Source organism: Bifidobacterium sp. ESL0790 (assembly GCF_029395435.1).
Lineage (GTDB): Bacteria > Actinomycetota > Actinomycetes > Actinomycetales > Bifidobacteriaceae > Bifidobacterium.
This window is the reverse complement of the sequence record NZ_CP113915.1, coordinates 1,748,554-1,764,250: the sequence shown is the minus strand read 5'-3', so window position 1 is coordinate 1,764,250 and position 15,697 is coordinate 1,748,554. Positions and strand designations below refer to the sequence as shown.

18 protein-coding genes are annotated in these 15,697 nt (G+C 56.1%); 10 read left to right on the top strand and 8 right to left on the bottom strand.

Translation table 11 applies throughout. The annotated features are described in order from the left end of the window. Positions 1 to 67: 67 nt before the first annotated feature. The 4 genes from OZY47_RS06700 to OZY47_RS06685 form a co-directional block, all read right to left on the bottom strand. Positions 68 to 595 carry a single-stranded DNA-binding protein gene (locus OZY47_RS06700; RefSeq protein WP_277177564.1) on the bottom strand — a complete coding sequence of 176 codons (528 nt, stop codon included), beginning with the start codon at positions 593 to 595 and terminating at the stop codon, positions 68 to 70. A 136-nt stretch (positions 596 to 731) separates the two neighbouring features. Further along, positions 732 to 959 (bottom strand): hypothetical protein, encoded by a 228-nt coding sequence (locus OZY47_RS06695; RefSeq protein ID WP_277177563.1) that lies wholly within the window; start codon positions 957 to 959, stop codon positions 732 to 734. Further along, the gene (locus tag OZY47_RS06690; protein ID WP_277177562.1) at positions 943 to 1,347 is read right to left on the bottom strand and encodes a hypothetical protein; all 405 of its coding nucleotides are present in this window, start codon (positions 1,345 to 1,347) and stop codon (positions 943 to 945) included. The genes OZY47_RS06695 and OZY47_RS06690 overlap by 17 nt, the downstream gene beginning before the upstream one ends. Before the next feature lie 231 nt (positions 1,348 to 1,578). Continuing rightward, entirely contained in the window at positions 1,579 to 1,758 is a 180-nt protein-coding gene (locus OZY47_RS06685) for a hypothetical protein (protein WP_277177560.1), read from the bottom strand. A gap of 72 nt (positions 1,759 to 1,830) precedes the next feature. On the opposite strand from OZY47_RS06685, the gene OZY47_RS06680 reads away from it, so the two are divergent. After that, positions 1,831 to 2,478 (top strand): hypothetical protein, encoded by a 648-nt coding sequence (locus OZY47_RS06680; protein WP_277177559.1) that lies wholly within the window; start codon positions 1,831 to 1,833, stop codon positions 2,476 to 2,478. Here the strand turns inward: OZY47_RS06680 and OZY47_RS06675 are convergent. Together OZY47_RS06675 and OZY47_RS06670 are read right to left on the bottom strand one after the other, a co-directional pair. After that, positions 2,453 to 2,953, bottom strand: a complete 501-nt coding sequence (locus OZY47_RS06675) for a hypothetical protein (protein WP_277177558.1) — start codon at positions 2,951 to 2,953, stop codon at positions 2,453 to 2,455. The two genes, OZY47_RS06680 and OZY47_RS06675, sit on opposite strands and share 26 nt — an antisense overlap. A 20-nt stretch (positions 2,954 to 2,973) precedes the next feature. Next, entirely contained in the window at positions 2,974 to 3,246 is a 273-nt protein-coding gene (locus OZY47_RS06670; RefSeq protein WP_277177556.1) for a hypothetical protein, read from the bottom strand. A 53-nt stretch (positions 3,247 to 3,299) separates the two neighbouring features. Here OZY47_RS06670 and OZY47_RS06665 point away from each other — a divergent pair, with 53 nt between their 5' ends. From OZY47_RS06665 to OZY47_RS06640, 6 genes are all read left to right on the top strand, one after another. Next, the gene (locus OZY47_RS06665) at positions 3,300 to 3,737 is read left to right on the top strand and encodes a hypothetical protein (protein WP_277177555.1); all 438 of its coding nucleotides are present in this window, start codon (positions 3,300 to 3,302) and stop codon (positions 3,735 to 3,737) included. A gap of 29 nt (positions 3,738 to 3,766) precedes the next feature. Then, positions 3,767 to 4,177 (top strand): ImmA/IrrE family metallo-endopeptidase, encoded by a 411-nt coding sequence (locus tag OZY47_RS06660; RefSeq protein WP_277177554.1) that lies wholly within the window; start codon positions 3,767 to 3,769, stop codon positions 4,175 to 4,177. A 55-nt stretch (positions 4,178 to 4,232) separates the two neighbouring features. Beyond that, the gene (locus OZY47_RS06655) at positions 4,233 to 5,123 is read left to right on the top strand and encodes an SHOCT domain-containing protein (protein ID WP_277177553.1); all 891 of its coding nucleotides are present in this window, start codon (positions 4,233 to 4,235) and stop codon (positions 5,121 to 5,123) included. Between the two features lie 36 nt (positions 5,124 to 5,159). Continuing rightward, positions 5,160 to 5,750 carry a hypothetical protein gene (locus OZY47_RS06650; RefSeq protein WP_277177551.1) on the top strand — a complete coding sequence of 197 codons (591 nt, stop codon included), beginning with the start codon at positions 5,160 to 5,162 and terminating at the stop codon, positions 5,748 to 5,750. A 118-nt stretch (positions 5,751 to 5,868) separates the two neighbouring features. Continuing rightward, positions 5,869 to 7,011 (top strand): site-specific integrase, encoded by a 1,143-nt coding sequence (locus tag OZY47_RS06645; RefSeq protein ID WP_277177550.1) that lies wholly within the window; start codon positions 5,869 to 5,871, stop codon positions 7,009 to 7,011. A 432-nt stretch (positions 7,012 to 7,443) separates the two neighbouring features. Next, positions 7,444 to 7,992 (top strand): DUF2165 domain-containing protein, encoded by a 549-nt coding sequence (locus OZY47_RS06640; protein ID WP_277177549.1) that lies wholly within the window; start codon positions 7,444 to 7,446, stop codon positions 7,990 to 7,992. A 230-nt stretch (positions 7,993 to 8,222) separates the two neighbouring features. Here the strand turns inward: OZY47_RS06640 and OZY47_RS06635 are convergent, their stop codons facing one another. After that, positions 8,223 to 8,873, bottom strand: coding sequence for a GNAT family N-acetyltransferase (locus tag OZY47_RS06635; protein WP_277177548.1), 651 nt, complete (start codon positions 8,871 to 8,873; stop codon positions 8,223 to 8,225). Positions 8,874 to 9,246: 373 nt separating this feature from the next. Here OZY47_RS06635 and OZY47_RS06630 point away from each other — a divergent pair, with 373 nt between their 5' ends. The 3 genes from OZY47_RS06630 to OZY47_RS06620 all read left to right on the top strand — a co-directional run bounded on the left by OZY47_RS06630 (position 9,247) and on the right by OZY47_RS06620 (position 13,804). Then, positions 9,247 to 9,897 carry a YigZ family protein gene (locus OZY47_RS06630; protein ID WP_277177547.1) on the top strand — a complete coding sequence of 217 codons (651 nt, stop codon included), beginning with the start codon at positions 9,247 to 9,249 and terminating at the stop codon, positions 9,895 to 9,897. Between the two features lie 352 nt (positions 9,898 to 10,249). After that, the gene (locus tag OZY47_RS06625; protein WP_348519388.1) at positions 10,250 to 11,152 is read left to right on the top strand and encodes an AbrB family transcriptional regulator; all 903 of its coding nucleotides are present in this window, start codon (positions 10,250 to 10,252) and stop codon (positions 11,150 to 11,152) included. 1,806 nt (positions 11,153 to 12,958) lie between these two features. Further along, positions 12,959 to 13,804, top strand: a complete 846-nt coding sequence (locus OZY47_RS06620; RefSeq protein ID WP_277177546.1) for a hypothetical protein — start codon at positions 12,959 to 12,961, stop codon at positions 13,802 to 13,804. 215 nt (positions 13,805 to 14,019) lie between these two features. Here the strand turns inward: OZY47_RS06620 and OZY47_RS06615 are convergent, their stop codons facing one another. Further along, positions 14,020 to 15,510, bottom strand: coding sequence for an ATP-binding protein (locus tag OZY47_RS06615; protein ID WP_277177545.1), 1,491 nt, complete (start codon positions 15,508 to 15,510; stop codon positions 14,020 to 14,022). Positions 15,511 to 15,697: the final 187 nt, after the last annotated feature.

The window sequence follows — 15,697 nt, the reverse complement described above, 5'->3', positions numbered from 1 at the left end:
TTCCTGTCGCCGAGCCACGCGACGAAAATCGTCGCCATGACAATGAGTCCAAGAATCAGATCGGCCATCAGAACTCCGGCTCGTCCGAATCGCCACCGAACTCGGCGTCGTCCTGGGACTGGCTGAACGGGTCCATGCCCAGGTCGTCGCCGGCGGGCTTCGGCTGCTGACGGCTATCGGTGAAGCTCTTGCGGTCGGGATTCCCATACGTGCCGTCGAAACCCCTCCTGCCCGACTGGCGCTCGACTTGGGCAGTGGCGTAGCGCAGCGAGGGCCCGATCTCGTCGACCGTCATCTCGACGACCGTGCGGTTCGTGCCATCGTTGGCCTGGTAGCTCCTCTGCTGGAGACGGCCCTGGGCGATGACGCGCATGCCCTTGGAAAGGGTCTGCGCGCAGTGGGTGGCCATGTCGCGCCAGACCGAGCAGCGCATGAACAGCGCGTTGCCGTCCTCCCATTGCTGGGTGTTGCGGTTGAACGTCCGCGGCGTGCTGGCGACCGTGAAATTGGCGACCGTCGTCCCGTCCGCCAGAGTCCTCAACTCGGGGTCGGCGGTCAGGTTGCCGATGATCGTCAACGTCGTCTCTCCGGCCATAACCCGGTCTCCTCTCCATCCATGGCGTGCCTCACCGTGCAGATGATTAGCGCGTCCATCGAATCGAAACTCTCCTTGCTTTTCGCTAAAGCCCTGCAGTAATCCACCAGGGCCCAACGCGGCAGCCTCGACACACTCATGCCGCCTCCACCGTCGAACGCATCATGTGGTCCCGCTCCCAGCGAGCCACGTCCGCGAGATCGTAAAGGACCTGCCCGCCATGCGAGCCGACCCGGCCGTTCTTGCTGAATCGCGGGCCGTAGCCCCGATATCGCCAGTTCGCCAGCGTCCCCAGCGCGCAATGCCACCGCGCGGCGAGATCCTTGCTGGTCAGCCACACACGCTCCCTATCGGCTTTCGGCATCCTCTACCTCCTTCGCCTCGCTGCGACCTGCAGGCGTAAGCCCGTACCGTGTGCACCTGCCACCGGACTCGGTGACGCCGTCACGGTCGATCTCCACGACCATGCCAAGCTTCGTCAATTCCTTCAGCCTGGTGCGAATCGTGCTCTCGCCCAACGGATGCGCCTCGGGAGGCCGAAGCCTGTTGATCCGTTGCGCCTGCCTCTGCACTCGCCACGCCTCAAGCGGCACCCCGGAATGACGACGAAGCTGGTACATCGCCACCAACGTCAGCCGCTGCTTCTCACGCACGGCGACACCGGTCGAGGCCAGCTGGCTCGTCCACGGGTCCCCGGCGCGTGTGCCGGCGACCGCGGGCTCGTCGATACTGCCCTGGATAAGATGACCCATCGTGGTATCCTTTCCTCGTAACTTGATTTCGAAGCCCCGTTGCAGCGGGGCTTTTCTTTTTCCTGCGCGCCGGAGCCGGGACTCGAACCCGGTGCGCGCCGCCCGACCATCCAACGGCCTGGCCTCGCGCGGCCAACCATGCTCTCCAGCAGATCCCGGCTGCCGGTTGTTGCCTGTTCTCGCAAATGCTCGAAGAGACCGACGCCGGGGATTCAGTTATCACGAGGGTTTTTAACGGCTTTTCCTTGCCAAAGACTCCATGCCGGCGATGAACAAGCCCGGACAGGCGAACGCCACCCAAAGGAACCCGATCAGATGCCGCAGGGGTGCCATGCATGCCGGCACCACGCACATCCACGCCATCAACGCGACCATCGACGCGGCCAGGAGCGCCATGGCCATCCCCATCAAGACCGGAGAGGGGTTCCTTCCTCCGATAGACTTGGAATCGTGGCAACCAGTCCAACGAAGGAAGGAAGAATCATGGACATCGGATCCTTGGCGTCGTGGTTCGGCGCTCTCATATCCCTGCTGACCGCGGGATTCGCCGTCTGGTGGAACTGGCACACAAGACCCGAGGCAAGCTGGTCCGTGACCGCCCTCATGGCGAACGTGCCCTCCGTCGACGTGATTCCCGGCCTGAGGGCGTATGTCGCGTCCAGGGGTTTCAGCGAGCCCGGCCTCGTCGTGACCGCCACCAACGACGGCGACGGCGACGCCTACCAGGTGAGCGTCGATGGCGTCGGCTGCAGGGTGACGACCCTTCAACGCACGGGCATTCCGGATCGTCCGTTCGTGGACCTTCAGACGATTCCCCGGATTCCAATAGGGGAGCACATGATTCTCCTGGTCTGGCTGGAACCCATTCAGGATGCTGAACAAGCCATAAGGTTTCATTGGGTCCTTCAACCCACTCGTAGTATGAAGGCCGTCCGCCAGGACTACTTCCTGAACGACCGAGCGGACAGAGTGCAACCCAGACGACCCCTTCCCGAACCCGAGCGAGAAGCCGGTCATCTTTCGTGGGCGACGGAAACAGCCCTTCGACTCCGTATCCGTTTGAGCGCATTCGCTCATAGGAATCACCAACGCCTTTCAAGATCAGTCACTTCCGGGAAACAGGAGAAGTAGGGTTCCTTCCCTCGTTAGAATTGGAATCGCGGTTCAACCCCAACGAAGGGAAGGAAGTATCGTCATGACGTACCGTCTTAGATTCGAAACGATGGCCGGTCAGATGCGACAGATTGACCTTGCCGACGAGAAGTATCCGAAAAAGCTTCTTGACGACCTTGACCACGCGGTGAGGAACGGAGAGGCAGTGACCGTGATGGCTAACGTCAAAGGGATTTCCGTCCCATGCGACGTCAGCGTCAACCCGCGCGCAATGGCTTGGTGGATGCTTGTCGACAGCGACGACGTCGTGAAGGGGACCAGAGTCGCCTTCTCCTGACTCCAGCCGTGACTTCTCATCGTCCAGGTACTTCTCCGCCTGGGCGATGTATTTTGGCGAAACGTTATATCCCAGCACGATGACCACGCCGCCGAAATTCCTGACCTTGTATTCATCGGTGAAATCACCGGTGACGATCTCTATGCAATCGCTCATGACTCCATCTCCTTCGATTGCTAGTCGTCCGCGAGCGCCGTGCTCGTTTTTGTAGATTCGGATTCAGCAATTGCTTGTTTGAGTACTTCGGTCGGATCAACGTCGATGGCATCAGCGGTTGCAATGAGCGCAGTTAAACTGATGTCGTTTGCTTCAAGACGTTTACTCACAGTTACTCGACTAACTGCTGTTTGTTTGGCAATCTTTGTTTTGGGGATTTTGCTGAGAAGCTGCTTGTCGTGCAGTATTTTTACTGCGCAGGCAGCTATTTTGTTTGCACGTGTTATCGTCATAATCGTGATGATAGCACGTGTTAACTTAAGTTTGCAAGTGTTACCATTAATATATGGCAACAAAAGTTGATTGGGGATCCGTAGATTATGCGTCCCAAGAGGTTTTAGATGATCTCTATATCGATTCCGGACACTCTTATCGGCGTGTCGAAGAGCTAACTGAAGAACGCTCTGATACGCGGATTACCTACAACAGGGTGAGGGATATTTGTTTAGGCAGACGATCTTCGGTTCGCTTGTCAGAGTTAGTTGCTTTGTGCAGCGTCTACGAAGTCGACCCTGTCGCTACGCTAAAAAAAATTCTTAATCGTGCTGCAGAGATTCGTGCTCAAGATGAAAGCGAGCAGGTCGATAACAGTGCTTTTGAAATTGATGCTGTTGCTGAGCGTGAGGCGAAGATCCAAGCGATGATTGCTCACCCAGAGGAATACACGCTTGTGGCTCATCGTGATCCAAACAAGGAAGCGGAGATGGAGACCCCGCAGGATTGACGGGATTCGGAAGGAGGAAAAGGGATCCAATGAGGCACCCTACATACGGCGATCTGCTGTCCATAGCCGACGCCAGCCACCTGGACGTCAGGGAAGACGTTCTCGGCCAGGACTATTGCGGCTGCTATTTCGACGACCTAGGACTGATCCTTATCGACCCACGCATGTCCGACAACCAGAAAAGGTGCACATTATGCCACGAGCTGGTGCATGCGAGATACCACGACAACGGGTGCCAGCTCGCTGGCAAGGACGCCGAGAGGCGGACGCGGCGCGAGACCGCTCTCACCCTGGTGAACCCCATGGAATACGCGAGCGCCGAAAACGTTTATGAGGGCGATGCCTTCAAGATCGCGGCGGAGCTTGACGTGACGGTGCAGGTGATCGAGGATTTCAAGTCCTGGTTAAGCCAGCGTCCAATATGGAGTGCCGTGGCCTGATCGACCATATTCGTGTTGCATAAATTGACGGTTTAAATAAGAGAAAGTAGGGATAATGGAAGTCAAAGGATATCTGAGTTCGGTCAGTTTCGACGGCGAGAACATCGATATACAACACAGCAAGATGATCCAGAAAAGCCTTGGCGGCGAGCATGTGCGGATCCCGGTGGATTCCGTGGTGTCGGTCGCCTTGCGAGGCGTGAAGCTGATGACCAATGGGGCGTTGAGTTTCAGCGTCCTGAGACCGGACGGATCCGAAACCGGTCATCCCGACGATGCGGCCTCCACCAATGGGAACCCTTTTACCGTGCTGGTCACTTACGGGCAGCGCAATAAATTCAACGAGCTCATCAATGCTATAAACGAGAGGATCGCGGCGACGCCTAGGGTACCGCTCGAGAACATCGACGATTTGGAGCAAAGCGGGAAACAGTATCTGCAGAAGACCGCCGACTCCATGATCGCTCATTTCTCCGGCGATGACGGGACCTTCCTGATTCTCAACAAAAACACGATCGAGAACGGGGGAGAGAAGCAAAGCCTCGCAGGAGTGACGGCACGTCTGGAAATGGGGTCCGACCTGCAGTCCAGGGTCACTATGACGAGGCTCCTCGCCCTTGGAGTCTTCGCTTTCGCCGCCAAGAAAAAGAAAGGCGGAGAACGTTATCTGACCATAGAGGGACCGGACTTCATGTGGGCCACAGAGGTCAACCGGAAGAAAATCTCGAAAGCGGAAGCATTCGCCGTCAAAGTCAACAACCAGGCAAAGCAAGCGCCAGTGGAACCGGCTGCGCCAGAGGGCGCAGGCCTTGCAAATCCAGCACCCCAGCAGCATGCAGCCGATTCGACTGCGGACATCCTTGCGAAGCTTGCCCAGCTCCATGATTCAGGAGTGCTTACCGACGAGGAATTCACGGCGGCAAAAGCAAAAGCCCTGGGAATCTAATAGTAAAACCGAAATCTCAACAGACAGGAGTTTCAGTTGCAATTCTACGAGCTGAAGAAGATCATCCTTGACCGTACCGCTGATGCGTGGCACCACGTGCGTGTCGAAGAGGGGCAGGAGCCCGCGTCGATGCGGCGCTACATCGACGATCCCGATGACCACGAGACCTACCAAAAACACACGAACAGCCCATACGGCCGTGCGGTGCTTCGCGAGGACATCGACATCGCCATCGAGTGGGGGCAACTGACGCTCCCATATGTCAGCGAGGTCGATGGGTGGAAGTCTTTTTGGACTGACAAATTCCCCGATCGTACCCCTGTATCCTCAGAATTCGCGGACCTACTTTACCGAGGGTCGCTCGTAGATCGTTACGAGATTTTCCCCGCTGACGGCGGAAAATTTTATTGTCCGTATGTAAGAGAGCGTAAACACTTCGGAGTCACTGAAAGTGAGGTGTTTGATAGCGATTTTAAATATTGGACTACTATAGAAGAGCTCAAGGTTTGTGAACTGTTAAACTCGTTCGAACATAAAAATAGTTTGGCTGCATATTTTGATTTTTATAAATATGGTCTCGTTGTCTCTAACATGTCGTTTGACGATGCGTCAAAGCGCAGCCTCTAATGTACGAAAATACCCTCGCCGAGAGGCAACCCGGCGAGGGTGGTGAAACGGATTCAACAACCAATAAGAAGTCGTTCCGCGCTCCAGTATAGCGCCCAACGACGGGACGGAGCATACTATGGCAAGCATCAGCTCGTATCAGACTTCTGGCGGTACGAAGTACATGGTGCAGTACCGTACCCCCGAAGGGCGGAAAACAGTCAAAAGAGGCTTCAAGCGCAAGATTGACGCCCGTAGATGGGCCGTCGAAAAAGAGTCGAGCAAGATCCACGGCGAATTCGTCGACGAATCATCGGGCTCCGTCACAATCCGCGAGCGCAGCGTGCCTTGGCTTGCGAAGAAGCGGATGAGCGTCAAGCCCAGCACATACAGGATTCTCGAGACCAGCTTGCGGGTGCATGTCTTGCCGAAATGGGGGCCCGTGCAGGTGCGGAACATTGTGCGCGGTTCGGTGCAGGAATGGGTCACGCGGCTGGCCGGCGAGCGCAGCGCGACGATTGTGATCCGTGCGTATGGGGTGCTGGCCGGCATATTGGATGATGCCGTGGCGGATAGGCTTTTGGCTCGGAATCCTGTGCGTGGCGTCGAATTGCCGCGGAAGTCGAGGCGGAAGCATGTGTATCTCACCGAGGATCAGCTTTTCGCACTGGCTCGGGCCTGCAGAAACACTGGCGGTGCGATGGGGGAGCAGCGTGGCCTGATTGTCTTGATGCTGGGCACATGTGGCATGCGGTGGGGTGAGGCCGTGGGCCTGCGGGTCGGGGACGTGGACACGGGTCGCCATCGTATACTGATCGAGAGGACGGCGACCGAGCTTGGTTCGGAGATCGTGGAGGGGACACCGAAGAATGGCAAGTCGAGGACCATCGTCTATCCCGACGCCCTGGACGCTGGCCTGAAGAAGCTCATGGAGGGGAAGAAGGACGACGACCTGCTCTTCACGGGAGCGGACGGGTCATACTTGCGCCGTACCAATCCCAACGGAAGGGGGAAGTGGTTCTACCGGGCCTGCGAGACCGCGGGCGTCCCACACATGACTATCCACGATATCCGGCATACCGCCGCCAGCCTGATGGTGCGCTCAGGCGCAAATGTCAAAGCGGTGCAGAGGCAGCTGGGGCACAGCAGCGCGGCGATGACGCTGGACGTCTATGCCGACCTTTTCGACGATGATCTGAATGGAATGCGGGACGCGATGAACGGCATACTTCTCCAGAATGTACTCAAAATGTACTCACAGGACGTAACCACGGCGTCCTAGTAAGCTCAGGAATGGCTTGATTCCAACGTTTTCATGCGTGGAACACTTTTGTTTTGCGAGGGTTCGAATCCCTCCGGCTCCGCTTTTTGGATATAAATCAAGATTCAATCGGGAGTAGGTAAACGCTTACTCCCGATTGTCGTTTTCGTCACGATAGCCCCGTCTAAAGGCGCTTATGGCGCCGAAGTTCCCGCAAGTGTATTCTTTCTCACTGATTTATGCCGTGTTACGACGAAATTTCACGTTATCATTAATTCTGCTTTATTGGTTAAGCAAGGAAAATTGGCTTGCGGCAACGATGCGAAGTCGCGCAATGTCGTAGGCAACGCCCGCCCCATCGCGATTTCGTTTGGCCATTTCGGGATGGTTCATCCTCCCGAATGGTTTCCGCCGCGTCCGCCTTGCGATACATGCGGTATAGGAGAAGAAAATATGACTGAGGCAAAAGTCCAGAAATGGATGAAGATCCTGGTGGTCTTCATGTTCGCGACGTTCGCGTTCTTCGTGTTCATCGGCAACCTGATGGATTTCGGTTCCAACTATGATTTCGTCCAGCACGTCCTGTCGATGGACACCACGTTCCCGGGCAACTCCCTGATGTGGCGCGCGCTGCCGTACCACTGGGTGTGGCTGGTCGCCTACTGGTTCCTCATCATCCTCGAGGGCGTCATCGCCCTGGCCGGCTACATCTCGGTCTACAAGATGATCCGCGTCATCAACAAGGGTGACGAGGAGTTCTCGAAGGCCAAGACCTTCGGCTACATCATGTTCGCCCTGGCCATTGTGCTCTGGTACGGCGGTTTCGCCATCGTCGGCTCCGAGTGGTTCGCCATGTGGCAGTCGAAGGTGTGGAACGGCAAGCAGACCGCGATGGACATCACCGAGGTCGCCGTGGCCTTCCTCGTCGTCTTCATGCTTCCGCTGGTCAAGTCCGGCAGCAAGAAGATTGAGGAGACCGCCGAGAAGGTCACCAAGGACTGAATGCTGAGCCTGCCTTCTAGGTAAGAGAAAAGGTCTGGAGCGTTGCGCTTCAGGCCTTTTTTATTGGGTTTATTTGGTTTCCGTTGTCTGCCGATGCTCGTCTGCCGTGTCGGGGTTCGTAATTACTTATTGATTAATCGCGAATGGTGCTCCGATAAAATGCGCAAAGATGTTGTAAGCAGCCGATCTTTACGTGAGCGAGTTCCGCAATCTTCCACTCGCTTGAGCTGTCACATCTGTTGCGTATTTGCGCGTTTCAGCCATTCATCTTTCGTGATCACCCGCATGATGGCGTCGTGGCGTTCATCGATAAGAGGGAAGTAATCGCCGTCCTTGCGGCACACCGCCCGCATGCCGCAGTGCTCCATCACCTTGCCGGAAGCGGGATTCTCCACGTAGTGCCCGCCCCACACGGCGTCGCACCCGAGGTCCGTGAACGCGTGCCGAATCATCGCCCGCAGCGCCTCGGTCATCAGGCCCCGCCCCCAGAACGGCCGCCCGATCCAGTAGCCGAGCACTCGGTCGCCGTCATAATGGGCAAGCGCCCGCTCCATCTCGCTTTCGTCGACGCCTTCGAAAAGGCTGTGCCCCTCAATCGCCGAGCACACGAATTCGCCGGCATGGTCGTCCGGTCCGGTTTTCTTGAGTTCGATGGCGCCGGTTGGCGTGTCATCGCCGCCGCGCAACGTGATGGCATAGTTCTCGTCGCCGGTGAACACATGGTTGAGCGTCTCCATGCTTTCGACGACATCCCGGTGCGGCATCCATCCGCAACGCGGCCCAATCTCAGGGTCTGAGGCGTATTTAAAGAGCGCGGCAGCTTCGTCGGAGTCGTTCTTCTTCCAAGGCCGCAGCACAAGACGCGAAGTGGTGATTTCCATTCGTCAATGGTAGGGGATGGCCGGTTGCGTTTCCGGTGCCGTATCGCATCGCGGCCGTGTCCCTGTCGCTGTGCCGAATGGCGGCCGCGCCAGAAGCCTAGTCAGTGAATCATGCTATGTCTATACGTGCAAGGCGTGCCTTTGTCAATAGTAGGGGAGCCAAAGGTACGTCTTTGTCCCCTTGTCTCCTAAGTTGCTAGTTTAGCCTCTTTTTTCGTGAGGCGTGTCAATTCTCGATTTTTCTCGGATGCTGAGATGTGAAAGACCTTCGCTACAGTGGGGGTTGCGGGTTTGCGCGAAAGGCGGCATGGCGTGTCGCGTGTCGCGCAGACAGATGGACACGAACGACGAAACGAGTGCGAAAGGAGACGTGATGGCAGGTATCAGTAAACAACTTGAGACCATTGACGGCTTCTCCACGGTTGCCGAGAGCCCTGAGAGCCCCGCGCATGATTCGTTCGTCGAGAAGAAATCCGAGTTCATCGGCGACGCCTGCCATGTAAGCACCCTCGACGAGGCGCTCGCATTCGTCGCTCAAGTTCGTGAGCAACACCCAAAATCCCGTCATGTCGCCTACGCTGCGATCGTCGGGGCCGCCCAGGGCGCGGCCAAGGAGCGGATGAGCGATGACGGAGAGCCTTCGGGCACGGCGGGCAAGCCGATCCTCGACGTCATCCGCGTCAACAAGCTCACCGATTGCGTTGTCACCGTCACCCGATATTTCGGCGGCATTCTGCTGGGTTCCGGTGGTCTCATCCGCGCCTATTCCACAGGCGCGTCGATGGCGGTGAAGGCCGCCGGCACAAAGCGCATCGTGCCCATGCGGCGCTACCGTGTGGTGCTGGAATACGCCTGGCTGGGCCGTTTCGAGCAGTTGCTGGCCAGCGCGGGCGGCAATGAGGAAGCCAAGGACTTCACCGACCACGTCACCATTCGTTTTGCTGTTCCATCGGCAAACGCCGGGGATTTCGAGACGCGCGTTCGTGAGGCGTTCAACGCCCGGGCAACGCTTGCTGCTGTGTGATGGCTCCGGATTTCAACGTTGATGCGATGCCATGAAACCGTTTGGACTGATTCAATGCTCGCGGATTCTGAGTGTCGTTTTCGGCGAGCACAGCAGGGAAGCGGATTCCCAGGATTTCTGCTCCACCGTGCTGTGGATATGAAATCATGAAAAATCAAAACGGCGGAATCGCGCGGAGTCGACAGTAGACGCATCGCGGTCTGGCAGCAGAGAAACGGAAAATTTCACGTTTATATCCTCGCTGCTGCGTCTTTACAGTTTCGATACCCGAATATTACGGTTTTCTGGTTCCGTGCTATGTGGGGCGGCATTGCCTCGTCCGTGATTCTCCGGCTGGCGTTAAGCTGGGACCATGAGCGAAATGGAACCCCAAGCGATGAATGGCGAGAACAGTGATTCCGAGGCCATGCCCCAGAACGATTCCGTAGTGGCGCAGCAAGCCGAGGTGCAGACGGACGCGCAGGCGAGCGTTGAGAACGATGTCGCCAACGAAGGCGTTCCGGCGGTCGCTTCAGCCAACGACTCGAAGACCTCCAGCGATTCTTCTGACTTAAACGGTTCCAGCAATTCCGCCGATGCTAAGGCTTCTGGCGATTCCAACGGTTCCGGTAAATCGAACGGTTCCGCTGATGCAGGCTCAAATACCGACTCCGACACCGACACTCCCACTTTCGAGCCGCTGACCGACACCTACGAGGAGCTGCGCCACACCACCGATTCCGCCGAGCTCAGCCACTTCGCCCGCGAGCCCCTGCCGCCCAAGGAGAACCAGGCCGCCTTCTCCCGCGCCACCGCACTGCTCGAGGCCGTGGCGGGCAATGTCAACACCCCGCTCGAGGATCGCGTGTTCCTGGCCTCCACGATGCCCTTCCCGAACATCCTGGTCAAACTTTCGGAGGACGCGGACGCCTCCGTGCGTGAGGCCGTCGCCGCCAACCCCGACGACAAGAACTGGCTGGTCGGCCGGCTCACCAAGGACCAGGACGGCAAGGTGCGCGAGGCCGCGCTGCGCAATCCCCAGACCTCATGGAAGATGCGCCTCGAGGGCGCCCAGAATCCTGAGATTTCGGCCGACGCCCTAGATTTCTTGGGCAGTTTGGGCGTGGAGAACGAACCCGATGCCCCTTCAGTCCTCTCCGCGATGGTCCGTCGCGCCGTCGCGCTCAACCCGAACTGCTCGCAAGACACTTTGACGAGGCTCGCAAAGGACAAGTCCACGGATGTCAGCCACGCCGCCGCAACTCGTCTTGGCTGAAAGCAGCGCCATCAACAAAACGGTTTCGTTAATTTTTTGAATCCCCCGAATCGTTGAAACATACGTTTTCGCGCAAGATTACCTTGTTGCTTATCAAGTGGTTCCTGCCTCTAACGGCACCATCTCTACTCCCTGACGTGTCGTTCCTGCCCCTAACGTGCGCTTCCTGCCCTAAATGTGACATTTTTCCGCCCGAAAATGTGCTAAAAAGCGCAGGACTCGCCTGTTAGGGTAGTTCCTCAGTGCTTGCGTTGCTTTCGGCTAAAGGGTATAGAAAACTAGTGCTAAAAATATGACGTGTGACGTATATTCCGATATCTGAATGTGTTGTTTTGGATATGATTTGTGAGCAGTATCGTGTATATTTTCAATATATGATTTGTCTTACTTAGTTAATCGTTTGCGAATAACTGGGTTATTGGTTTCGGACAACGAGGAGTGCTTGCAATGACCATAAGGGGTGCAGTCTGCAAGTTGTTAGCAGGCCTGACCGCCTTAACGTTGTTCTTCTCCGTCTCTCCGTCGGTTGCGGTCGCGTCTGGGGGGGGGCACGATCTCCCAGAAAGTTCACAGTCTGGTTCTGTAAAGGCTTCTCCTGCATCAGTGGCTGACCCTACTACGTCCATCTCGGCTCGCGCTCAAACTTCAGAGAAGAACCCTGGCGCCCCTGATTCAGATACCGCGTCGAAAGTAGAAGCCCAATCCGATCCTCCGCAAACCACGCCTGTGGTTTCACCACAAGGAGTTACATGCAATACGGTTCCAGCTCACACCCCATGGTCTGGTACTGGTGGTGGCACATTATATTGGAATATTCATCTAAGTGGTGACGGGAATGAATGCATACTTGAATTAGAAAGTGGAAGGATTCCGAATCATCCTGATCCCTCTACAACTCCATGGATGACTAATTCAACGGTGACATATGCAACGGTGTCAGGACATGTAACTGCTTCTGATATGAGTTATATTTTTGACGGTATTTTTGGATTTGACCATGTTAAAACAATAGATGTCACTAATTTAGATATTAGTGGCGTCACTAGTTTGTATGGTACATTTTGCCGATGTTATCGGGTAACTTCGATTATAGGTTTGGATCATTGGAACACTTCGCAAATAAATAACATGAAATACTTGTTTCAATTTGATTTTGCATTGCAATCATTAGACAGTATTAAGCATTGGAATGTATCTAACTTGACAAATATGGAAAATTTGTTCCAGGCTTGCAAAAGTCTTTCAATTCTTGATTTATCAAATTGGAATATTCGTGCTGATGCTTCAAAGACTTGGATGTTTGGAAGTACTGGCACTGAATTGCATTTCCTTTGCTTACCTGCGAATGTGAGTCTGCCTGCCACTGCTTTTTATAGCAATGGTTGGCCAAGTGAGCAATGGCCGGATTTGCATTGGCCAGAGTCCGACTGGTCAGGTGCTGCACCTTTCAAAAATGAAAATGGTTGGTCGGGTTCGCCCTATTATGTGGGTTTGCCGCAACTTTCGGTACCGATGTGGTATGGGCGTCCATACACTGTAACATTTGATAAAAATGCTTCTGATGCGACCGGTTCTCCTTCCGATGTGCAACATGTTGGTTGGCCTAATATGATTTTGCCTTCGAGCTCTACTTTGTCTCGTCCAGGCTATCAGTTGCTTGGATGGAGCACTAACCGCAATGCAACTACGCCGGATGGATTAGCCGGTGGCGCTTATGTACCCACTGGCAATGTGACGCTATATGGCGTGTGGCTACCAACCCCGACGGTGTCGAACGACCTGATATTCCCGTGGATGAATGGTGGTGTGCCTGACAAGGTGAAGGTGACGGGCACCATTCCGCAGGGTTCTGGTATCTATGCCCTGCAAAACGGTGACAAGGTCGAGGCCGCGTTGATGCCCAAGAACGATCCGAGCTCGACCACGCCGACCGTCGGTACCGCGGCCGCCGCGAATGACGTGACCCTTGACACCTCGACCGGCACTTGGTCTGCGACGTTCCCGCTGTCCGCGTTGGTGGGGGAGGACGACGTGGGCCAAGGCTTGTCGTATGTGTTCCGTGCCCGATTGGTGACGACTTCCGATGGTGATTCGAGTTATGCCTTCTCCGCGGGCAAGCAGGCCGATTTGGTCGCCCCAACCATCACTGACGCCAAGTTCAACAAGGGTGCTCGCACGGTGACTGGCGTGGTGTGGAGCGGTGACGCCACCAACCAGTCCAATCGCGTGAAGGAGACGAAGTTCTCGGTGACGGTGACGTGGCCGGCTGGTTCGTCCACCTCGTCGACGACGCTCACCTGCACGTCAGGCGCAGCGTCCATCTCGGGCGCGACGTGCCCCACATCCGGTTCGGGCGATGGCATTTTCACGCTGCCGGTCCCCAGTGGCGTGCTGTTGAAGGGCGACGCGCAGATGCGGGCGAAGGATTCTCCGGCGGCCAGCGAGCCGACCTTGGTCGGCAGCGGCGAGCCGAACGTCTCATCTGTGGCGACCTTCGATTCCACGATGCCCGTGGTCACGGCCCTGCCTCTGACCGGCGGTGACGCTCCAAGCGTCTGGTGGCGCACGTGGCTGCTTCCGGTCCTGGCCGCCGCGGCCGTCGCCCTCAACATCCGCATGTGGTCCAAGCGCCGCCGCGCTCGCGGCCTATAGCCCGGCTCACGGTGTCAATTTCGCAGTCTGTCGTATGTGCGTACTTTCGCTGTGCTGTTTCACTGTGCTGCTAACAAGACAGTCCTGCTGCTAAACGTACGTTTCATGTCCTGAAAACATACGAAAACCAGCAGGACTGTCTTGTTGACAGCACTATTGGGCAAGTTGCCAAGCAAAAATACCAGACCGACTGTTGATGATGCGGCGAAAGCTGTTTACAGGCGGTATAAATCATCGGTCGAGACGAACCGCATGGTCTCGCTGCCGGAAAACCGTTCGCGGGTGGCCCTGCTGACTTCTAGCTTGCTGAACAACATATATTGCGTTTTCTCGGTCGGGAATCCTGGAACCAGCCCCGTTCGTCCTTGCAGTTTTGCGATGGCTTCGCTCTCGTCGAAGCTGTTGCGCCACTTGCATTCTCCGAGAAGAATCTGCCTGCTCGTAGGGTCCGCGGCGACCAAATCGATATCCGTCTGTTCCCTGGCCACGGGGTTGTTGCCCCACCATTTGCCGAATTGGGTGGCGAAAAACGGAAGGTCGTTCGTGCCGTCACGGCGTACGGCCCATTGCAGGCAGATGTTTTCGAATTGCTGCCCCACATATGTGGAGAACGCCTCTCCCAACGCGGTGTTGTCGGCCGCCTGGGCGCCTATGCCCCTTTCGATGGCGTCGACGTTCGGCCCGACGAAACGGAACCAGTAGGCGAAGAACGGATCGGAGATGACGTACATCCCCTTTCGGGATTTTTGCGGATTGTCGCCAAATGGAACCTTGCGCTCCACCAGGCCGAGATCGACCAATGTGCGCAGATACTGCGACGCGCTTGAGACCTCCATGCCGGCGTGTTCCGCGATTCTTTTGGGCGTCGAGTTGCCGTTGGCGATGGCCTGAAGTACCGAATTATAGAGCGTGGGTTCGCGCATCTCCTCGCGCAGCAACATCATCGGCTCGTCGTAAAGCAGGCCCAGTTGGTCGAACATCAGTCTTTTGACATTTTCGGTGAAGCCGGCCGCAGGGTCGATCGCCGCGAGATAATAGGGCGTGCCTCCGAAGGCGGCGTAATATTCCACCCGTTCCTCGTTGGGGGTGTCGGGCAAGAATTTGCCGGCATCATAGTAATCAAAAGGCTTTAGCCTGATTTGCGCTGTGCGCCGGCCGTATAGCGGGCTTTTGCCGCCAAGTACCCGGCTTTCCATGAATCCTTCATTGCTTCCCGAAAGAATCATCGTCACATCGGTGTTTTTGAAACCATGATCGATGGCGATTTGCAGGATTGAGGGCAGGCCAGGTTCCGTCTGCGCCGCGTAGGGGAACTCGTCGAAAACGAATACGTAAGGCTTGGCTCCCTCGGATTGTTCTCGTTGGGTTCGTTTGACGATGAAGTCGAGCGCCGAGCTCCAGGAAGCGAAAGTCGGGGTGCTTTCGGGCTCGCCGAAGAACCTGCATACCGCACGGGTGAATTCCGCCAGGTTGAGCCGGGTGCTCTGTTGCGCCGCGGTGAAATACAAGGTTCGTTTGTCTCGGGTGAACTCGTCGATCAGCGCTGTTTTGCCGACACGGCGGCGTCCGTAGACCACGACCATCTCGAATTTGCCGCTGTCATAGAGGCGCTGCATGGTCTCAAGTTCATGCTCTCGTCCGACGAACATCGTCTGCCGCCTTTCTTTTGCGTGTGTTATGTTTCCGTCGGATGAGGTTGGTGTCACCTATGACTGACGGATCCGGTATGTGTAAAATAAGGATAGCATAGTTATCTTAGGTAAGATTAGAATAATCATAAACAATATCTTCTAATTAAATCTTTTAGTGTATTTGGATTACGTAATTTTGCTTATCATCTACTCATGTTCGGCAGGTCATCCTCGAAGGCTTGCCTTAATAAGAACGTTTCCC

Excerpts from the sequence above, each read along its gene's own strand:
- OZY47_RS06700 (WP_277177564.1), bottom strand. The coding sequence starts at position 595 with ATGGCCGGAGAGACGACGTTGACGATCATCGGCAACCTGACCGCCGAC.
- OZY47_RS06695 (WP_277177563.1), bottom strand. The coding sequence starts at position 959 with ATGCCGAAAGCCGATAGGGAGCGTGTGTGGCTGACCAGCAAGGATCTC.
- OZY47_RS06690 (WP_277177562.1), bottom strand. The coding sequence starts at position 1,347 with ATGGGTCATCTTATCCAGGGCAGTATCGACGAGCCCGCGGTCGCCGGC.
- OZY47_RS06680 (WP_277177559.1), top strand. The coding sequence starts at position 1,831 with ATGGACATCGGATCCTTGGCGTCGTGGTTCGGCGCTCTCATATCCCTG.
- OZY47_RS06675 (WP_277177558.1), bottom strand. The coding sequence starts at position 2,953 with ATGAGCGATTGCATAGAGATCGTCACCGGTGATTTCACCGATGAATAC.
- OZY47_RS06670 (WP_277177556.1), bottom strand. The coding sequence starts at position 3,246 with ATGACGATAACACGTGCAAACAAAATAGCTGCCTGCGCAGTAAAAATA.
- OZY47_RS06665 (WP_277177555.1), top strand. The coding sequence starts at position 3,300 with ATGGCAACAAAAGTTGATTGGGGATCCGTAGATTATGCGTCCCAAGAG.
- OZY47_RS06660 (WP_277177554.1), top strand. The coding sequence starts at position 3,767 with ATGAGGCACCCTACATACGGCGATCTGCTGTCCATAGCCGACGCCAGC.
- OZY47_RS06655 (WP_277177553.1), top strand. The coding sequence starts at position 4,233 with ATGGAAGTCAAAGGATATCTGAGTTCGGTCAGTTTCGACGGCGAGAAC.
- OZY47_RS06645 (WP_277177550.1), top strand. The coding sequence starts at position 5,869 with ATGGCAAGCATCAGCTCGTATCAGACTTCTGGCGGTACGAAGTACATG.
- OZY47_RS06640 (WP_277177549.1), top strand. The coding sequence starts at position 7,444 with ATGACTGAGGCAAAAGTCCAGAAATGGATGAAGATCCTGGTGGTCTTC.
- OZY47_RS06635 (WP_277177548.1), bottom strand. The coding sequence starts at position 8,873 with ATGGAAATCACCACTTCGCGTCTTGTGCTGCGGCCTTGGAAGAAGAAC.
- OZY47_RS06630 (WP_277177547.1), top strand. The coding sequence starts at position 9,247 with ATGGCAGGTATCAGTAAACAACTTGAGACCATTGACGGCTTCTCCACG.
- OZY47_RS06625 (WP_348519388.1), top strand. The coding sequence starts at position 10,250 with ATGAGCGAAATGGAACCCCAAGCGATGAATGGCGAGAACAGTGATTCC.